This window comes from Robiginitalea sp. SC105 (assembly GCF_014243345.1).
Classification (GTDB): Bacteria; Bacteroidota; Bacteroidia; order Flavobacteriales; family Flavobacteriaceae; genus Robiginitalea.
The window spans coordinates 1445307-1463276 of the sequence record NZ_JACLZF010000001.1; the positions used below are offsets into that span (position 1 = coordinate 1445307).

Below are 17970 nucleotides of genomic sequence, written 5' to 3' on the forward strand. Positions count from 1 at the left end.
CCGCCGGAACAAGTAGTTTTGGCAAAAACACCATCGGATGGAACTCAAGGGAGCACAACAGGCAGTGGATAACTGGATACAGGCCCACGGGGTCCGCTATTTTGACGAGCTGACCAATATGGCCCAGCTTACCGAAGAGGTAGGGGAGGTGGCCCGGATCATTGCGCGCCGGTACGGGGAGCAGAGCGAAAAGGAATCCGACAGGGAGAAAGACCTGGGCGAGGAACTGGCAGACGTAGTCTTTGTGGTGCTCTGCCTGGCCAATCAGACCGGGATTGACCTGGAGGCCTCCTTCAACCGGAAACTCGAGCTGAAAGCCCGCCGGGACCACGACCGCCACCAGGGGAATGAAAAACTGAAATAGGCTATCTTTGCCCCGGACCAAAAGCCCTTGATTTGAATCTGCAACTAAGCGGCCCCAAGCAGCAGCGCCTGCAAAAAGACCTTACCATTACCGGCTCAAAAAGCGAGTCCAACAGGTTGTTGCTGCTGCAAGCCCTCTTCCCGGATATCCGGATCGAAAACCTCTCCAATTCCGACGATGCACAGGTCATGAAGGCCGGCCTGCAATCCCGGGCGGATACCGTGGACATCCACCATGCGGGTACGGCCATGCGTTTTTTAACCGCCTATTTTGCCAGCCGTCCCGGTCGGGAAGTGACCCTTACCGGCTCCCCCCGTATGAAAGAACGCCCCATCCGGGTTCTGGTGGATGCCCTCCGGGACCTCGGTGCACAAATCGAGTACCTGGAAACCGAGGGCTGCCCGCCCCTGCGGATCCGCGGGACCCGGCTTGGGAAGTCCCGGGTGTCCCTGCCGGCCGATATCAGCAGCCAGTACATTTCCGCCCTGTTGCTCATTGCCGCCGACCTCCCGGGCGGTTTGGAGATCACCCTGGAAGGGACCATCACCTCCGTGCCCTATATCCGGATGACCCTGCGTTTACTGGAGCGTATCGGCATCGAGACCGAATTTGAGGGGAACACGATCCGTGTCCATCGTGCCGCCACTCTGCCCGGGCAAACCTGTACGGTGGAATCTGACTGGAGTTCGGCCTCCTATTTTTACAGCATGGTGGCCCTGTCCCCGGTCACCAGCCAGATCGGGCTGAGGTCCTACCGGCGCGATTCCCTCCAGGGCGACAGCATCCTGCCCACCCTCTTCGGGAAGCTAGGGGTGGAATCTCATTTTGAAGGGGACCGGCTCGAAATCACCCGCAGCGGTGACCCCGTGTCTGAGATGCTGCAACTGGACCTGATCCGGACCCCCGACCTGGCACAAACCATCGCCGTTTGTTGCTTCGGCCTCGGGATTGGTTGCGAGCTCACCGGCCTGCACACGCTGAAAATTAAGGAAACCGACCGCCTGGTGGCCCTGGAAAGGGAACTCTCCAAACTCGGCGCGCCCATCCGCGTAACCGACAGCTCCCTCCACCTGGAACCCAGCCGCCGGATCATCGCCATGCAGCGTATCAGCACCTACAACGACCACCGGATGGCCATGGCCTTTGCACCCCTGGCGCTGAAGACGGACCTGATCATCGAGGATGCCGGGGTGGTATCCAAATCCTACCCGGATTTCTGGTCGGACCTGGAGCAGCTGGGGTTCCTCAGCAGGGAAGTGTAGGCTGTCCGAACTGCAATTTCCAAGCATTTTTCACATAAGTCCCGGATTTTCTTGACATCCCCTGTTTATGGGTCGTATATTTGCAGCCGCAAAAAACACGAACTCCGGATATGAAACTATCGCATTTTAATTTTGAGCTTCCCAAGGAACTCCTTGCCGAATACCCGACTGAAAACCGGGACGAGTCCAAACTGATGGTCGTACACAGGGATACCGGCAAAATCGAACACAAACTGTTCAAGGACCTGATCGACTACTTTGAGGAAGACGATGTGATGGTACTCAACAACACCAAGGTTTTTCCGGCCCGCCTCTACGGGAACAAGGAAAAGACCGGGGCACGTATCGAAGTATTCCTGCTCCGCGAGCTGAATGAAGAGCAGCGCCTGTGGGACGTGCTGGTAGACCCGGCCCGGAAAATCCGGATCGGCAACAAGCTGTATTTCGGGGAGGACGAAGCACTGGTGGCTGAAGTGATCGACAACACCACCTCCCGGGGTCGGACCCTTCGCTTCCTCTATGACGGTTCCTATACGGATTTCCGCCGGAAACTCCGGGAACTGGGGCAGACCCCCCTGCCGAAGTACATCAAGCGGGACCCGGAGCCCCAGGACGAGTCCCGCTACCAGACCATCTATGCCAAGTACGAGGGCGCAGTGGCTGCCCCGACCGCCGGGCTCCACTTTTCCAAACACCTGCTGAAAAGGCTGGAGATCAAGGGGATCAATTTTGCGGAACTCACCCTCCATGTGGGCCTGGGAACTTTCAGCCCGGTTGAGGTGGAGGACCTTTCCAAGCACAAGATGGACAGCGAGGAGCTGGTCATCGACGAGCGGGCCACGGAAATCGTCAATACGGCAAAGCGCCACAAAAGGAAGGTATGCGCCGTGGGCACCACGGTGATGCGCGGCCTGGAGAGCGCCGTCTCCTCCGAGCACATGCTCAATACGCACGAGGGATGGACCAACAAGTTTATCTTCCCCCCCTATGAATTCAGCATTGCCAATTGCATGGTGACCAATTTCCACCTGCCCAAGTCGACGCTGCTGATGATGGTTTCCGCCTTTATGGGCCACGACCTGATGAAGCGCGCCTACAAGGAAGCCATCCTGGAGCAGTATCGCTTTTACTCCTACGGGGATGCGATGCTGATCCTGTAACCCGAACCGGCTGCGCAGCAGCCAAAAACGAACCGAACTTATGAAGGCCGAGGCAAAAAAGGACATCCGTGCCCTGAGCAGGGAAGCGCTTCGGGACTTTTTCGAAGGGCGGGGACTGCAGGCGTTCCGGGGGAACCAGGTCTATGAATGGCTCTGGAAAAAGGGGGCGCATTCCTTTGAGGAGATGACCAACCTGTCCCTGGACCTGAGGGAACAGCTCGCCACGGAGTTTACCATCAACCACATCGAGGTGGACCGCATGCAGCGGAGCGCCGACGGCACGGTAAAAAACGCCGTCCGCCTCCACGACGGCCTGGTGGTGGAATCCGTGCTCATACCCACCGAGAACCGCACCACGGCCTGCGTCTCCAGCCAGGTGGGCTGCAGCCTGGATTGCAAATTCTGCGCAACGGCCCAGCTCAAGCGGATGCGCAACCTGAACCCCGATGAGATTTACGACCAGGTCATGGTGATCGACCGGCAGAGCCGGCTGTATTACAACCGCCCGTTGAGCAACATCGTATTCATGGGGATGGGGGAACCGCTCATGAACTACCCCAACATGATGAAGGCCATTGCCAAGATCACTTCCCCGGAGGGTTTGGGCATGTCGCCAAGGCGCATCACGGTCTCCACCTCGGGCGTACCCAAGATGATCCGCCGCATGGCCGATGAAGGCCCCCGGTTCAACCTCGCGGTTTCCCTCCATTCCGCCATTGACCGGACCCGCTCCTCCATTATGCCCTTCAACGAAACCTTCCCGCTTGCGGATCTGCGGGAGGCCATCGCTTACTGGTACAGCCAGACCGGGAGCCGGGTGACCTACGAATACGTGGTCTGGGAGGGGATCAATGACCAGCCCGAGGATGTGGCTGCCCTACTCGAATTCTGCAGGGCAGCCCCCTGCAAGGTCAACCTGATCGAATACAACCCCATCGGGGACGACGGCTTCCGCCAGGCCCCCGAGCCGGCCCTGAATGCCTATATCGACGCCCTGGAAAATGCCGGCATCACCGTCACGGTCCGCCGGTCGCGCGGCAAGGACATCGATGCGGCCTGCGGGCAGCTGGCCAATAAATCCTGAAGCGTCTCCGGGAAGGGGTTATCTTTCTGCAAGGGTGCTGTCGATGGCCCCCAGGAGGTTGATGGCGTACTCCCGGGCCCCCCGGATGCGGTCTATGGTTTCTTTTTTTCGCATGGCGCTGGTGCGCAGCATGTTGCGGACCCTGGGAGTCTTTAACAGGCGTACCAATTCACTTTTGCGAGCCGTTTCGGATTGCAGGGCGGGCAGGGAATCACCGACAAAAATCTCGTGGTAGTAATTCTCGAAGTCCGGGTTGTAATACCAGAACTGCGCCTCATTCAATGCCGATTTGGAATCCCAGTCAATAAAGTTGCGGTAGTTGTTCTGGATGGTGGTGTAATAGTCGTTCACCCGGTCAAAGAGGTCCCCGAAACCGGCAAGTTCCGTCAGGCCGATACTTTCCATTTTGTGAAAGGTAGGGGACACGAAATCCACGGTCCGGTATTTGGGGGTTACCAAATCCATGATCGAATCCCCGGGCATATCCCCAAAATCCCGGGTGCCCAGTGCTTTCAGTCGATCCTGGTAGATCTCCGTATACATTTCGATGACCTCCTTCAAATTGGCAGTGTCCCGCACCAGGTCGCTGCGGAGGTTGCGGACGAGCTCCAGGGACTGCCGCTCCTGTTTTTTCAGGATGTCCCAGTTATTGACCTGGAAGGCGATCAGGATCCCGATAACGATGAGCAGGATCTCGCCCAGGGCATAGAGCAGGTACCTTTTGACCTTTTGGTCTTCGATCAGCCGATACCGGAGTTTATGCCAGAGTCTTACCATTACTGAAGTACTGCTTGTTCCGGTCCGGCGCGGATTTCACCGGGACCCGTCAGGGGAAAGTTACAAAAAAACGAGTTTGGGGGCCGGGGGCGCAAAGTAGGCTGTTTGGGCACTTTCATGACGGGGGTGCCGCCATTTTACCTACTTTTATAGCCACTAAGCCAGACCTTCCAAAAAGAGCAGTTTGAAGACCAGCGCCCGCATTCGTGAGCCCATTGAAAAGGAGATGGAACTCTTTGAAAAAAAGTTCCACCAGTCCATGTCTTCCCAGGTGCCCCTGCTCAACCGGATCACGTACTACATTGTCAACCGGAAGGGCAAGCAGATGCGGCCCATGTTCGTGTTCCTGACTGCCAAACTGCTCAACGACGGGGTCGTAAATGAACGCACCTACCGGGGTGCCTCGGTCATCGAGCTGATCCATACGGCCAGCCTGGTGCACGACGATGTGGTGGATGAGAGTTTCAAACGGCGGGGCTTCTTTTCCATCAACGCGCTCTGGAAGAACAAGATCGCGGTGCTGGTGGGGGATTTCCTGCTGGCCAGGGGGATGTTGCTCTCCGTCGACAACGGGGATTTTGACCTGCTGCGCATCATTTCGGGTGCGATGCGGGAGATCAGCGAAGGGGAACTGCTGCAGCTGGAAAAGGCGCGCCGCCTGGACATTACCGAAGATGTGTACTACGAGATCATCCGACAGAAGACAGCCACGCTGATTGCAGCCTGTTGCAGCCTGGGCGCGGCTTCCGTAAAACCGGATACCGAGTATGTGGAAACCTTCCGGAAATTCGGGGAACGCTGCGGTATGGCCTTCCAGATCAAGGACGATTTGTTCGATTACGGGGAAAACCGGATCGGCAAACCCACGGGGATCGACATCAAGGAGCAGAAAATGACGCTCCCGCTCATACACGCCCTGAATTCGGCATCGGACAGGGACCGGAAATGGCTCATCAATTCGGTCAAAAACCACAACACCGACAAAAAGCGGGTGAAGGAGGTGATCGCATTCGTCAAGGATTCCGGCGGGCTCCAGTACGCCGAGCAGCGCATGCTGCATTTTAAGCAGGAAGCCCTGCAGATGCTCACGGCCTATCCGGAGAGCCCATACCGGGAGGCCCTGGAGCTGATGGTAAACTACGTGGTGGACCGGAAGCAATAACATACTTTATGAATGAATCCGTACAAAAAGCGTAGATATGAAAAGTACATTTAAGGTTTTTATTTTTATTGGCATCACGTTCCTCCTGATGTCCACTCACAGTGTTTACAGCCAAAAACAACTGGATGAAGAGACAATCGCCGATTTGCAAAAAACGAGTCAGTATGCCTTTGGGGTCAGTGAGGAACTCTATTTCAGGGGTGTGCTTGGGATGTACGATCTGTTGGTGGGCAACGGGGTGGAAGTGACAGACTATGAGATAGTCGTCAAGGGAAAACTCGTTGCAAAACTGGTAAAAGGATCCGAACTGGAGGAGTTTTTCCGGAAATACCGGTCTAAAGTCCGGGTAAGCATTTGCAGCGTTGCAATGGAAAAATTAAATGTTACCGAAGACCAGTTATTCGATGGCCTGGATGTGGTGGCAACTTATTCCGTGCGCTTATTGCAATTGCAGGCCAGGGGATACAACACCCTGTTCTATTAGGGATTCCCGGCAGGGTACGGTTCTCGGACAAAACGAAACCTTATGTCCCGTGCTGTCTTTGCCCTTCCTTCCAGCACCCGGTTGAGGGCATCGCAGAAACATCCCCTGACTGGCAGGATTCTTGTGCTTTATAAAAAATTACGTACCCACGGGCAACCCTTTTTGCCCGGATTCCGTCTTTATAAACAGAAGCCGACAACACACTGTGAAGATCATTGCCCTGTTCCGAAATGAAAAGGCCCTTATCAAAAGAGCTCAGGCAGGCCATCGCGAAGCCCAGCAGCAGCTGTACGAGCAATGGTCGCCAAAGATGCTGGCAGTCTGCAGGCGGTACATACGCGACCTGCATTTTGCGGAGGACGTAATGATCGAGGGGTTTGTCAGGGTTTTCAAGAATCTCGGAACTTTCCGCCACGACGGGAGTTTTGAGGGCTGGATCCGACGGATCATGGTGCGGCAGGCAATTGATTTTCTCCGGAAAAAGCAATTTGTCGTCCTGGATGAGACACTGCCCGAAACGCCGGACCATACGGTCGGGGAATCGGATTTCCTGGAACTGCGCCAGATTCACGAGTTGATCGACGCGCTGCCGGAAGGCTACCGGACCGTATTTGTGCTTTATGTCGTGGAAGGCTACAAACACCCGGAAATTGCCGAACTGCTGGACATTTCGGAGAGCACCTCCAAATCGCAGCTGTATAAGGCGCGAAAATTGCTGCAGGAGCAGCTAGAAAAACACCAAATCACCCGTTATGGCACCCGTTGAATTTGAAAAGAATATCAAAGAGAAATTGCAGCGGCAGGAAATCCAGCCGTCGAAGGAGGCATGGGAGCGCATCGAAGCCCGGCTGGGCGACAGGGGCCCGAGGCGTAACCGGAACCGGTTGGCGCCCTGGGCATACGGGGCTGCGGCAGCCCTGGTGATCGCCCTGGGGGTGCGGATGATGACCCTGACGGATCCGGATCCTGTCTCCGGGGAAAACCCGGAGCTCGCCTCCCCTGAGGCGGGTAAAACCTTGCCGGCCCAGGATTTGCCGGGGGTGGAACCGGGGCAACCGGCCGATCCCGTGCCCTCCACGGACGCGGTACCCCCAACGGGCACCCTCGCCTCTGACGGACCCACAGGATCCCAGCCGGAAGGCGCGGACCGGGATCGCACAGGGCAAACCCCGAAGGCCGCATACCGGAAGCCGGGGAAAACCGATGCAGCCCTTGCCCTGTCCGGCAAAAAGCCGGATACAGGAGAAACGCACGGCCGGCTGGCCCCGGAAGAGACAGCGGACCTCGCATCGCAAATCGACCGGCAGGTGGGAGCCGTCCTGGAAGAAGTCGCACTGCTCGAATCGGAAGGGGCACGTGTGAGCGATGCCGAAATCGATTCCCTGCTTCGGGAGGCGCGGGAGCGGATAGCGGCCGGATCCTACCGGATGCCCCGGGATTCGGTGGATGCCCTTTCCCTGCTCTCGGATGCGGAGGAGGAACTGGACCAGACATTCCGGGAGGAATTGTTCGACAAGCTCAAAACCGGATTTATGAAGGTGCGCACCGCCGTCGCCGACCGGAACAACTAACACCCAATGATACCGTAAAAATCACCGATCCCGAAAGGGGTCCGGGAGGAGTCTATTCATCAATCATCAAATCACAAAACAATGAACACCATTACACGATTTATCATCCCCCTGTTGCTACTCACCCTTGCCCAGTTCGCACAGGGGCAGGAACCCTATGAAAGACGCATCGAAAACCTGGAGCAACTCCGGGAACAGGTGCCCACACAGGAAAAGGAGGCGCTAAAACAGGAAATACTTGGCATTGAGGAGCGCCTGATCGACGGGGAAATCTCCGAGGCGGAGTCGCGCCGTCTCAAGGAAGAGGCTGCCGGGAAGCGTGCGCGGAATATCGAGGACCGGCTGGCCATGATCGAGCGGGAAATCGCCCTGTTGGAGCGAAACGAGGGGGATGTGCTGGGCACGGGCCGCAGATACACCGATGAGGGAGAGGTTACTGCAATCAATATCCGCTTCAACGACGAGGACATCTTCGGGTGGCGCAAACGGGACCACCCCGTCCGGTACGACAGGAGGACCTATTCGGACCTGGTGGTGGCCGTGGGCTTCAACAATGCCCTGGCCAAGGGCCGCAGCCTGGAGGAATCCCCCTATAAACTGGCGGGCAGCCGGTTTTTTGAGATCGGCTGGACCTGGCGTACCCGCGTTTTTAAGAACAGCAACTTCATGCGATTCCATTACGGGGTATCTTTCCAGTTCAACGGCCTCAAGCCGGAGGGGAACCAGACCTTCGTGCCCGAAGGCGGCCAGACCACCCTGCAGGAATTCGAGTACGACCTGGACAAATCGAAATTCCGAATGGATAACCTGGTGGTGCCCGTATACCTGGAATTCGGGCCTTCCCGGTACAGGGAGTACAAAGACCATTTCAGGTATTCCCTGGACGACCAGTTCCGCATTGGCCTGGGGGGGTATGCCGGGTTTAACCTCGGGGCCCGTCAGAAACTCAAGTACGACCGGGAAGGGGAGCGCGCCAAGGATAAGTTGAAAAGGGGGTACAATACCTCGGACCTGGTCTACGGCCTGGCAGGTTATGTGGGCGTGGAAGGCGTGCTGCTCTATGCCAAATACGACCTGAACCCGATTTTCGAAAATGCAGAAGTGGATGAGCACAACATCTCCCTGGGCCTGCGATTTGACCTTTGAGCCGGAGTTCCGTAAGATGAATCCGGAAGGGGCGCCCGCATGGCGCCCTTTTTTTATTGAATTTCGTCCAGGGCAGCGACCATATCAGGACTGAGTTCGGGTCCGGCGTATCCCTTTTTGCAATGGGAGCAGGTTACCTCCCGGAAAAGCTTCAACCTGAAAACGGGCAACCAGAAAATGTGGACATAATGGGGGGTCACCCGCCCTGTCATTTGTCCGCTCTGGCCGCAGAAAGGACATTTCAGCCCTTGCAGCAGGGCCTCCCTGGGCTTTCCGGTTCGCGTTCCGAAAAAGAGGATCACATCGGGGGTATTTAGCGGGTTCGAAGCAAAGGTACGCATTTGAAAACTCCGGGAATCCACATGAATTACCCTTTCCCGGTGCGGTGCGTTTTCGTACTTTTACCAGTGCCAAAATTTCGAATTACTTGATAGCGAGGAGCACCATTGACAAGGTTTTTGACGCCGCCCGGGTAGAGGAGGTGATCGGGGATTTTGTGCAGCTGAAAAAATCCGGATCCAACTTCAAGGGTCTCAGCCCGTTTACGGACGAGCGCACCCCGAGCTTTATGGTATCCCCGGTCAAGCAGATCTGGAAGGATTTCAGCAGCGGCAAAGGGGGCAACGTGGTGGCCTTTTTGATGGAGCACGAGCATTTCACCTATCCGGAGGCCATCCGCTACCTGGCCCGGAAGTACCAGATAGAGATCGAGGAGACCCAGCGGACGGACGAGGAAAAAGAACAGGCCAGCGAACGGGAAAGCATGCTGCTTGTCAGCGAGTTTGCCCGGGACTTCTTCCAGGAGTGCCTGTGGGAAACAGAAACTGGCAAGGCGATTGGACTGAGTTACTTCAAGGAGCGGGGCTTTTCGGAGGATACCATCCGGGAATTCGGCCTGGGGTACAACCCGGACCAATGGTCGGCATTTACGGATGCGGCCCTGGAAAAGGGGTACCAACTGGAATTCCTTGAAAAAACGGGGCTGACCATTGTCAAGCCCGCCCAGGACCCCGGGCAGGATCCCCGGAAGTTCGACCGGTTCAAGGGGCGGGTGCTATTCCCCATCCAATCCATGAGCGGACGCGTGCTGGGCTTCGGGGGGAGGACGCTGAGCTCCGAAAAGAAGGTTGCCAAATACCTGAATTCGCCCGAAAGCGAGATTTACCACAAGAGCAAGGTGCTCTATGGGATTTACCATGCCAAAAAAGCGATTGCCCGTGACGACGTTTGCTACCTGGTGGAAGGCTATACCGATGTCATCCAACTCTACCAAAGCGGGATCGAGAATGTGGTGGCCTCCAGCGGGACCGCCCTCACCCCGGACCAGATCCGCCTGATCCGCCGGCTCACGAAAAACGTGGTGGTGCTTTTTGACGGGGACGCGGCTGGTCTCCGGGCTTCCCTCAGGGGGATCGACCTGATCCTGGAAGAAGGCCTGAATGTCCGCGTTTGCAGCTTTCCGGAAGGTGAGGACCCCGACAGTTTTGCCAGGGCGCATTCCCGGGATGCCATCGAGGCGTACCTCAAGGAGCACGCCCGCGATTTTATTCAGTTCAAAACCGCCCTGCTGACCAAAGAGGCCGCAGACGACCCCATCCGGCGGGCGGAAACCATCCGGGACATCGTGAGCAGCATTTCCCGGATCCCGGACCGGATCAAGCAGGAGGTCTACGTGCAGGAATGCGCTTCGCTCATGGGCATTTCGGAGCAGGTGCTTTTCAATACCCTGGCTCAGATGTCCCGGAAGGCCCAGCGGGATGCATCCCGGAAGCCCGAGCAGCGTTCCATGGAAGTGGTCCGGCAGGAACCCGCTGCCGAAAAGGTAGACCCGCAGTACGAACTGGAACGCAAGATCATCGAGGTGCTCTTGCTGTACGGGCAGGAATCCGAGGAATTCGAGGACCTGATCCTCAAGGAGAATGAGCAGGGGGAACTGGTGCTGGAGCCCGAGCGGAGCGAGGCCAAGGTATTCGAGAAGATCTTCCTGGACTTGCAGGAGGACGAGATTGAGCTGAGCCACGACCGGTTCCGCAGCCTGTACTACAAACTCATTGAAAAGTTGAACTCGGAGCCGGAGTTCAGCGTGCAAAGCCTGACCGGGGAGGCCGATGCCGAACTGGCCGGGGAACTGTCTACCATCCTCATGGAGGATGAGAAGTACGAGCTGCACCATTGGGAGCGCAAGGACATCTTCCCCAAGCAGAAACAGGACAGCCTGGGCCAGCTGGTCAGTGAAACCATCCTGTCCCTCCGGTGTTACCTGATACAGAAACGCATCGATGCCCTCCGGGGGCAAACCGAATCCCGGCCAGGTGAAACCAATGCGGAAATCCTGGAGGAAATCATCAACTACCTGCACCTGAACAAGCTGTTGAACAAAAAGCTGAACCGGGTCTTGTCCTGAAACGGGCTGCCCGGAATCCGCTGGCAAATCGCAAAATAAAAAAGCCCCGAAACCGGGGCTTTTTTAATGGGAATCCCAATTGGGGATCCGAAGGGGTTCAGTAGAGCTCAAGGGCTTTGGCCTGCTGAAGCAGGTCCACCATATTGTCCACGTTGAGTTTTTTCATCAGGCGTGCCTTGTAGGTGCTCACCGTCTTTTCGTTCAGGTTCAGCCCCAGGGCGACCTCTTTGTTGCGCTTTCCGTTTGCCAGCATCTTGAGGACCTCGACCTCGCGGGTGGAGAGTTTCCGGAAAAAGCGGCGCGGCTTCTGGGTGCCTTCGTCAAAGGCCAGGCGCTGGGCCAGTTCGTTGGTGATGAACATCCCGCCTTCGCTCACTTTTTCGACAGCTACGCTCAGGTAGGAGACATCTGCACTCTTGGAAAGGTACCCGCGCGCTCCGGCGCGTATGGTACTCAAAGCATAAACATCCTCGGACTGCCCACTGTATATCAATACCTGGACATCCGGGTATTCGTCCTTCATTTTACGCAGGGTGGCAATCCCGTTGATATCGGGAATATCCATTTCCAGGATCAGTACATCGGGGGTAGCTTCCGACAGCATCTCGAAAAGGGCGTTGGTGTTCCCGACATCGCCGAGAACTTTAATCGCGTCGTCATTTTCAAGAACCTGTTTGATGCCAAGGCGGACAATGGGGTGGTTATCCGCAATAATTACATTGATCATTTGGGTTAGTTTATCGATTTCAAGGCTCGGCACGTCCTTAATATCTGACATGCAATGTAAGGCTTAAATCCGTTATTACCTGAACAAAATTGTCAAAAAATTCCGGTCCTGGCGGGAAATGCCCCGCAATAATCGAGATAATGCACTGAATTGGGGCTGAGTGGTTTATTTCAGCGAATCGGGAATTTCGCACACAGGGATAGGAAGCATTTTGTGTCGATTAACGGTATTCAGGTGTTTGTAAATCCGGAACACCTCCTGCTCTCTGCCTTCGAAGTCACCGGCTTTTTTCCCCTGTTCGTCCATGGCCATGGCCCATTCGAGTTCCGGGTAACTGGCCCCGATCTGGTCTTCGTCCGTGCGGTTGTCGCCCCACAGCCCATCCGTTGGCGGGGCATTGAGGATCTCTTCCCGGATGCCCAGGTGGCGGGCCAGCTCGTAAACTTCGGTTTTCAACAGGTCGGCAATCGGGCTGAGGTCCACCCCCCCGTCTCCGTATTTGGTATAGAACCCCACGCCGAAATCCTCCACCTTGTTGCCCGTCCCTGCCACCAGGTACTTCTCCAGGGCCGCAAAGTAATAGAGGGAAGTCATGCGCAGTCGGGCCCGGGTATTTGCCAGGGACATAAAGCGCTCCTCTTCCGAATCCACATCGGGAAGGACCCCGAGGAGGCTGTCGAATACCGGGGTGAGGTTGATCCACTCCGAACGCACATTGGGGTGGTGCGTTTTCAACCAACCGATGTGGTTGGCTGCCCGGGTCACCTGGCTTTCGGATTGGTGGATGGGCATTTCCAAACAAAGCACTTCCAGGCCGGTCCGGGCACACAGGGTCGAGGTGAGTGCGGAGTCAATCCCACCGGAAACCCCGACCACAAAACCCTTCATCCCGGCATTCTGCGCATATTCCTTTAACCAGGCTACTATATAATCGATGATCTTTTCCCTGTTCATTCGGCTTCAGTTTCAATTGGAAAACCACTAACTTTGCCCGTAAAAATAGCACCTGACCTCCTAAAAATAAAGCCTTGTTGCGAATACTTAAGATTGGATTGCCTGTTTTGGTGCTCACAGTGCTCAGCGCCTGCGGTGATGACGCGGCAAAAATCTCCGAAAAGGTGGCGCAGATTCCCGTGGACCTGGAAGTAAGCCGGTTCGACAGGGCCTTTGACCAAATGGAGCCGGAAAACCTGCCGGACCTCAAGGCCCGGTACCCCTATCTTTTCCCTCCCCAATTCCCTGACAGCATCTGGCTGGCCAAAAAGGCCGACACCCTGCAGGTGCACCTGCGGGAAGAGGTGGCCCGGGCGTTCCCGGATTTTGCGCCCTATGCCTCGGGCCTGGAACTGCTCTTCAAGCATGTGAAGTTTTATTTTCCGGAGCAGCAGGTCCCCCGGGTGGTCACCCTTACCACGGATGTGGATTACCGCAGCCGGGTCGTGCTCACGGACACCCTGCTGTTGATCGGCCTCGATAATTACCTGGGCCCGGACCACCCCTTCTACGGAAATATGGACCGTTACATCGCCAGGAGCCTGGACGCGACCTACCTGGTAAGCGACGTGGCAGCGGCCTTCGCGCAAAAAGTCGTCCCGCCCCCCTCGGAGCGCAGCCTGATATCCCAGATGGTTTACTACGGGAAATTACTCTACCTGAAAGACCGGCTGCTTCCATTGGCACCGGACTCGGTGAAAATTGCCTATACAGGGGAAGAACTGGAATGGGCCCGGGCCAATGAGTCCCAGATCTGGCGGTATTTTATCGAGCGGGAACTCCTTTACAGCACGGACAGGGAACTCGGGCCACGGTTCCTGGACCCCGCCCCTTTCAGCAAATTCCGGCTGGAACTCGACAACGAAACGCCCGGGAGGATTGGGCGCTACATGGGTTGGCAGGTGGTCCGTGCCTATGCGGAGTCGCATCCGGATACCCGCCTGAAGCAACTGCTGAACCTGCCCGGGGAAGAAATCTTCAGGCAATCCAACTACAAACCCCCCAAATAATTATGTCAAAACTGCATACATCGGAAATCACCCTGAGGGTGTCCCTGGACGAAAACCGGGTGCCGGAAAAACTCCATTGGTCTGCCCAGGACGGCGGCATCGACGATGAGGAGGCCAAAGCCATGCTGCTGTCCGTCTGGGACAGCCGGAACAAGGAATCCCTGAAGATTGACCTGTGGACCAAGGACATGCCGGTAGAGGAGATGAAGATTTTCTTCCACCAGACCCTGGTTGCCCTGTCAGATACCTTTATGAAGGCCACCCAGGACGAAAAGATGACGGCTACCATGAAGGATTTCTGTGATTACTTTGCCGAAAAGCTGGAGCTCAAGGGCGATCAGGCCTTGTAGAGCTCCCGGTAATAGGCATCGGCCATCCGGTGGCTCGAGAATGCAGGCACCACTTCCTCTTTGGCCCGCGTAACCATTTCCATCCATCTGTCGGGTTGTTCGTAGTACATGGGGAGTACCTCCGATTCCAGTAAACCGTAGAGGTTTTTGCTGTCCTGCTCGTCCTGTACGCTATGGGGCTGGCCCGGATCCGCTTCCGGGAGGACGAAGGCGTTTTCGCCATGCCGCGCAAATTCCGGGATCCACCCGTCGTTCACCGTCAGGTTCAGGGAGCCGTTCATGGCCGCCGTCATCCCACTGGTGCCCGAAGCTTCCCGCGTAATCCGGGGGGTGTTGAGCCAGATGTCGGACCCATCTTTCAATTTTTTAGAAAGCCCAATTTCATATCCCGTAAGCACGCTCAGGTTCGGGAACTGCCAGCTGACTTCAATGAGCCGGTTAAAGATGTTGATTGCCCCGAAGTCTTCGGGAAACGGCTTCCCGGCCCAGATAATCTGTATGGGCTTTTCCCGGTCCGACAGCAGCCTGCGGAACCGTTCAAAATCCCGCAGCAGCAGGTCGGCCCGTTTGTAGGCAGCAAAACGGCGGGCCCATACCACCGTGAGCACCTCCGGGTCAAAGCGCTTGCCGGTCTGGTCCAGCACCTCGCGGAAGAGGTCCGCTTTCATCTCGGCTTTCCTGCGCCTGAACGCCCGGGTGTTCCCTTTTTCAAAGGCCTTGTGCAGGGCCGGGTCGGTCCAGAAGCCGGGGTGCTGCGCGTTGGTTATGGGCACGATTTTGGCATCCAGCCCGAATGGCTGCCACATCTGACGTGCCACGCGGGCGTGGAGTTTGGAGACGGCATTCGCCTTTTTGACGTGCCTCAGGGCGGCAACCGTATAATTCAGGTCTTCCCCCACCAGTTCCTTTCGCAGTTCCGGGTCGGGCAGTCTGCGGCCAAAAAAGCCCCGGTTATTCAGGTGGTAGCCGTTGCGCGTTTCGTTCCCGCCCACTTCGGGGGTATGTGTGGTGAACACCATTTGGGAGGCGGTTACCCCCTGGTCCCGGAGGTAATAGAATGCAGGGAGGGCATGTCCCTCGTTGAGGTGGTAGCAGTCTGCACCTCCCAATGCCTGGACCAGTTTGGCCCCGCCCACCCCGAGGACAATGCTCTGAGAAATACGGGTTTCGTCATTAGGGTCGTACAGCCGGTCCGTGATGGTGCGGGACAGGTGGTCGTTTCCATCCACATCCGTGCTGAGGAGGTAGAGGGGAACCGTCTGGAATACCTCCGGGGGCAACACCCACACCCGGATTCGGACGTTTGGGTTGTCGCCGATGGCAACGGAAATTTCAATTCCCGTGTCTTCCAGGTAGTCGTAGCGCTTCCGGGTCAGGCGGGCATCCATGGTGGCATCCTCCTTCCGGCCCTGGTCGTAGTAGCCGTATTTCCAGAGCATGCCGATCCCGATCATGTTCTGCTTCAGGTCGAAGGCCGACTTCAGGTGGGACCCTGCGAGGAAACCGAGGCCCCCGGAGTAGATCTTCAGGCCCTGGTCGATGCCGAATTCCATGCTGAAATAGGCAGCACGCCTCACGTATTTTCGGTCTGGTTTATAGGGGTGGTGCCAGTTGCGGTACAGGCTGGTGGATGGTTCCATGATCAATGGGATATTAAAGGTGCAAAATACACATAATTCCCATCCAGCCGAACAGCTGCCCCCTCAAAGGATCAATTGGCCCGACGACCGGAAGCGGGATTGCCCGGGGTCAGTGCTCGATGGCCAGCAGCGGGATGCGGGTCTGCATGGAGAGGATGCGCGTCAGGCGGCCCTCGGAAGGGGTTCCTTTTTTGACGTGGTTCCTGGGGAGGACGGCCAGCAGGTCGATTTCCTTTTCCGCGGCGTAATCAAAGATCCCCTGTACCACATCTTCGCTTTCGATATAGGAGTGCTGCGCATAGAAATCCTCCAGGTAATATTCCAGCAGGTCCTCGTTTTTCTCATCTTCTCTGGAATATCCGTATACCCCGGGGGTATTCTGGATGGTAAGCACGTGTACCCGGGCATTGAACATGCGGGCAAAGTTCAGCAGGGTCGCCAGGTCCTTGGGGTCGTCAATTTCGTTCTGCCCCAGGATCAACGCAATTTTCCGGAGCTTGAATTCCTCGTCCACCCCCTGGGGGACCACCAGAACGGGTATTTCTGCGGCAAGTACGGTATCTGCCGTCTTGGTGGTACCCTCCGGGTCCTGCGAGCCGGAGGTACCCATCAGGATGAGGTCGGTTTTCAGGGCCTGGGCGCGTCGGATGAATTCCGGTACGGAAGGGGGGGAGAAATGGATATATTCCAGGGTGGAGCGAAAGGCCCTGCTCACCCCGGATTTAATGGTGTCGAACCGGGTTTCCAATGCCTTCAGGTCTTCCTTTTCCTGCATAAAGCAGAGGGTGACTTTTTTGCCTTCCCGGTTCCCGACAAAGTCCAGGGCATAGCGCAGGGCTTCTTCGGTGGGGGGTGAAAAATCGTAAGGGACCAGAATGTCATTGATGCGTTCCATAGCGGGTATTTGGTGTTTAGGGTGTAAAACTACCCGCTAGGATACGAATAAATCATGACAAATATCAAATTCACGGGAATAAGCCCGAACGCACTATGGCTGTTCCATGGGTACTTCCATCAGCAGGATCCTGCTGTCTTCGAGAATGTCCAGTTCCAGTTCCTGTATATCCCAGATGCCCATCGCATCCCGGGCCGACAGACGGGTATCCGCCACCTCTACAGAGCCTTCCAGAACAAACAGGTAGAGCCCGTGCCCGGGGCTTTTCAGTTGATAGCCCGGACGTTTTCCGGCATCGAACCGCCCCATGTGGAACCAGGCATCCTGGTGGATCCAGAGGCCATCGTGCTTCCCTCTTGGGCCGAGTACCGTAAACCATCGGTTTGCAAGGTCTTCGGGTTCCAGGTGTATCTGGTCATAGCGCGGTTCCACCCCGGCCGTATCGGGAAGGATCCAGATTTGCAGGAAGGCCACTTCGCGGTCCGGGTTTTTGTTGTATTCGCTGTGCCGGACCCCGGTTCCGGCGCTCATCACCTGTACATCACCTTCGCGGATTACGGCGGTATTGCCCATGCTGTCCTTATGTTCCAGGTCGCCCTCCAGGGGAATGGAGATGATTTCCATGTCGCGGTGCGGGTGCGTGCCAAAGCCTTTCCCAGGGGCCACCCGGTCGTCATTGAGCACACGCAGCGCCCCGAACTGGATCTTCTGCGGGTCATAAAAAGAGGCGAAACTGAAGCTGTGGTAGCTTTGGAGCCATCCGTGGTCCGCGCGGCCACGGGAATCGGAAGGGTGTACGATCTTTTTCATAACTTTTAGGTGTACTGCGGTCGGGCTGTTTGTCGGGCTAAGATACCAAACAGTCCCACCCGGGTTGCCTAAGAAAAGGTTAAAGCGGCTTGGTTGTAAGTAGTGGCGGCTAACCGGTACGAATACTATAT

Annotated in this window: 18 protein-coding genes; 12 read left to right on the forward strand and 6 right to left on the reverse strand. The window is 56.5% G+C overall.

All coding sequences use genetic code 11. The annotated features are described in order from the left end of the window. Nucleotides 1-37: 37 nt before the first annotated feature. The 4 genes from H7F20_RS06385 to rlmN all read left to right on the forward strand — a co-directional run bounded on the left by H7F20_RS06385 (nucleotide 38) and on the right by rlmN (nucleotide 3870). Entirely contained in the window at nucleotides 38-364 is a 327-nt protein-coding gene (locus H7F20_RS06385) for a nucleotide pyrophosphohydrolase (RefSeq protein WP_185785275.1), read from the forward strand. Nucleotides 365-396: 32 nt separating this feature from the next. Next, complete coding sequence (locus H7F20_RS06390) at nucleotides 397-1626, forward strand: 3-phosphoshikimate 1-carboxyvinyltransferase (protein WP_185785276.1); 1230 nt, start codon at nucleotides 397-399, stop codon at nucleotides 1624-1626. Nucleotides 1627-1736: 110 nt separating this feature from the next. Then, the gene (gene queA, locus H7F20_RS06395) at nucleotides 1737-2786 is read left to right on the forward strand and encodes a tRNA preQ1(34) S-adenosylmethionine ribosyltransferase-isomerase QueA (RefSeq protein WP_185785277.1); all 1050 of its coding nucleotides are present in this window, start codon (nucleotides 1737-1739) and stop codon (nucleotides 2784-2786) included. Between the two features lie 40 nt (nucleotides 2787-2826). Beyond that, the gene (rlmN, locus tag H7F20_RS06400) at nucleotides 2827-3870 is read left to right on the forward strand and encodes a 23S rRNA (adenine(2503)-C(2))-methyltransferase RlmN (RefSeq protein ID WP_185785278.1); all 1044 of its coding nucleotides are present in this window, start codon (nucleotides 2827-2829) and stop codon (nucleotides 3868-3870) included. A gap of 18 nt (nucleotides 3871-3888) precedes the next feature. On the opposite strand, the gene H7F20_RS06405 is transcribed toward rlmN, so the two are convergent. Further along, a complete protein-coding gene (locus H7F20_RS06405) occupies nucleotides 3889-4647 on the reverse strand; it encodes a DUF6090 family protein (protein ID WP_185785279.1) in 759 nt (252 codons plus the stop codon). Between the two features lie 184 nt (nucleotides 4648-4831). Here H7F20_RS06405 and H7F20_RS06410 point away from each other — a divergent pair, with 184 nt between their 5' ends. The 6 genes from H7F20_RS06410 to dnaG all read left to right on the forward strand — a co-directional run bounded on the left by H7F20_RS06410 (nucleotide 4832) and on the right by dnaG (nucleotide 11414). After that, nucleotides 4832-5809 carry a polyprenyl synthetase family protein gene (locus H7F20_RS06410; RefSeq protein WP_185785280.1) on the forward strand — a complete coding sequence of 326 codons (978 nt, stop codon included), beginning with the start codon at nucleotides 4832-4834 and terminating at the stop codon, nucleotides 5807-5809. Nucleotides 5810-5846: 37 nt separating this feature from the next. After that, on the forward strand, nucleotides 5847-6293 hold the full coding sequence (locus H7F20_RS06415; protein WP_185785281.1) for a DsrE family protein: 447 nt from the start codon (nucleotides 5847-5849) through the stop codon (nucleotides 6291-6293). 205 nt (nucleotides 6294-6498) lie between these two features. Further along, on the forward strand, nucleotides 6499-7059 hold the full coding sequence (locus H7F20_RS06420; RefSeq protein WP_185785282.1) for an RNA polymerase sigma factor: 561 nt from the start codon (nucleotides 6499-6501) through the stop codon (nucleotides 7057-7059). Further along, nucleotides 7046-7864 (forward strand): hypothetical protein, encoded by an 819-nt coding sequence (locus H7F20_RS06425; protein ID WP_185785283.1) that lies wholly within the window; start codon nucleotides 7046-7048, stop codon nucleotides 7862-7864. The genes H7F20_RS06420 and H7F20_RS06425 overlap by 14 nt, the downstream gene beginning before the upstream one ends. Nucleotides 7865-7945: 81 nt before the next feature. Then, the gene (locus H7F20_RS06430; RefSeq protein WP_185785284.1) at nucleotides 7946-9010 is read left to right on the forward strand and encodes a hypothetical protein; all 1065 of its coding nucleotides are present in this window, start codon (nucleotides 7946-7948) and stop codon (nucleotides 9008-9010) included. 427 nt (nucleotides 9011-9437) lie between these two features. Further along, entirely contained in the window at nucleotides 9438-11414 is a 1977-nt protein-coding gene (gene dnaG, locus H7F20_RS06435; protein WP_185785285.1) for a DNA primase, read from the forward strand. 97 nt (nucleotides 11415-11511) lie between these two features. Here the strand turns inward: dnaG and H7F20_RS06440 are convergent, their stop codons facing one another. Both H7F20_RS06440 and nadE read right to left on the reverse strand, forming a co-directional pair. Beyond that, nucleotides 11512-12141, reverse strand: coding sequence for a response regulator transcription factor (locus H7F20_RS06440; protein WP_185785286.1), 630 nt, complete (start codon nucleotides 12139-12141; stop codon nucleotides 11512-11514). Between the two features lie 165 nt (nucleotides 12142-12306). Then, nucleotides 12307-13095, reverse strand: coding sequence for an NAD(+) synthase (gene nadE / locus H7F20_RS06445; RefSeq protein WP_185785287.1), 789 nt, complete (start codon nucleotides 13093-13095; stop codon nucleotides 12307-12309). 77 nt (nucleotides 13096-13172) lie between these two features. Here nadE and gldB point away from each other — a divergent pair, with 77 nt between their 5' ends. Further along, entirely contained in the window at nucleotides 13173-14144 is a 972-nt protein-coding gene (gene gldB, locus H7F20_RS06450) for a gliding motility lipoprotein GldB (RefSeq protein ID WP_255443997.1), read from the forward strand. Nucleotides 14145-14146: 2 nt separating this feature from the next. Then, nucleotides 14147-14494, forward strand: coding sequence for a gliding motility protein GldC (gene gldC, locus H7F20_RS06455; RefSeq protein WP_185785288.1), 348 nt, complete (start codon nucleotides 14147-14149; stop codon nucleotides 14492-14494). Here gldC and glgP read toward each other — a convergent pair. From glgP to H7F20_RS06470, 3 genes are all read right to left on the reverse strand, one after another. Further along, nucleotides 14482-16134, reverse strand: coding sequence for an alpha-glucan family phosphorylase (glgP, locus tag H7F20_RS06460; protein ID WP_185785289.1), 1653 nt, complete (start codon nucleotides 16132-16134; stop codon nucleotides 14482-14484). The genes gldC and glgP overlap by 13 nt on opposite strands. Nucleotides 16135-16243: 109 nt before the next feature. Next, nucleotides 16244-17029 carry a universal stress protein gene (locus H7F20_RS06465; protein ID WP_185785290.1) on the reverse strand — a complete coding sequence of 262 codons (786 nt, stop codon included), beginning with the start codon at nucleotides 17027-17029 and terminating at the stop codon, nucleotides 16244-16246. 93 nt (nucleotides 17030-17122) lie between these two features. Beyond that, nucleotides 17123-17839 carry a pirin family protein gene (locus H7F20_RS06470; protein WP_185785291.1) on the reverse strand — a complete coding sequence of 239 codons (717 nt, stop codon included), beginning with the start codon at nucleotides 17837-17839 and terminating at the stop codon, nucleotides 17123-17125. Nucleotides 17840-17970: the final 131 nt, after the last annotated feature.

Bases quoted from the DNA above. Each gene is read 5' to 3' on its own strand.
- H7F20_RS06385 (WP_185785275.1), top strand. From the start codon at position 38: ATGGAACTCAAGGGAGCACAACAGGCAGTGGATAACTGGATACAGGCC.
- queA (WP_185785277.1), top strand. From the start codon at position 1,737: ATGAAACTATCGCATTTTAATTTTGAGCTTCCCAAGGAACTCCTTGCC.
- rlmN (WP_185785278.1), top strand. From the start codon at position 2,827: ATGAAGGCCGAGGCAAAAAAGGACATCCGTGCCCTGAGCAGGGAAGCG.
- H7F20_RS06405 (WP_185785279.1), bottom strand. From the start codon at position 4,647: ATGGTAAGACTCTGGCATAAACTCCGGTATCGGCTGATCGAAGACCAA.
- H7F20_RS06415 (WP_185785281.1), top strand. From the start codon at position 5,847: ATGAAAAGTACATTTAAGGTTTTTATTTTTATTGGCATCACGTTCCTC.
- H7F20_RS06425 (WP_185785283.1), top strand. From the start codon at position 7,046: ATGGCACCCGTTGAATTTGAAAAGAATATCAAAGAGAAATTGCAGCGG.
- H7F20_RS06430 (WP_185785284.1), top strand. From the start codon at position 7,946: ATGAACACCATTACACGATTTATCATCCCCCTGTTGCTACTCACCCTT.
- H7F20_RS06440 (WP_185785286.1), bottom strand. From the start codon at position 12,141: ATGATCAATGTAATTATTGCGGATAACCACCCCATTGTCCGCCTTGGC.
- nadE (WP_185785287.1), bottom strand. From the start codon at position 13,095: ATGAACAGGGAAAAGATCATCGATTATATAGTAGCCTGGTTAAAGGAA.
- gldC (WP_185785288.1), top strand. From the start codon at position 14,147: ATGTCAAAACTGCATACATCGGAAATCACCCTGAGGGTGTCCCTGGAC.
- glgP (WP_185785289.1), bottom strand. From the start codon at position 16,134: ATGGAACCATCCACCAGCCTGTACCGCAACTGGCACCACCCCTATAAA.
- H7F20_RS06465 (WP_185785290.1), bottom strand. From the start codon at position 17,029: ATGGAACGCATCAATGACATTCTGGTCCCTTACGATTTTTCACCCCCC.
- H7F20_RS06470 (WP_185785291.1), bottom strand. From the start codon at position 17,839: ATGAAAAAGATCGTACACCCTTCCGATTCCCGTGGCCGCGCGGACCAC.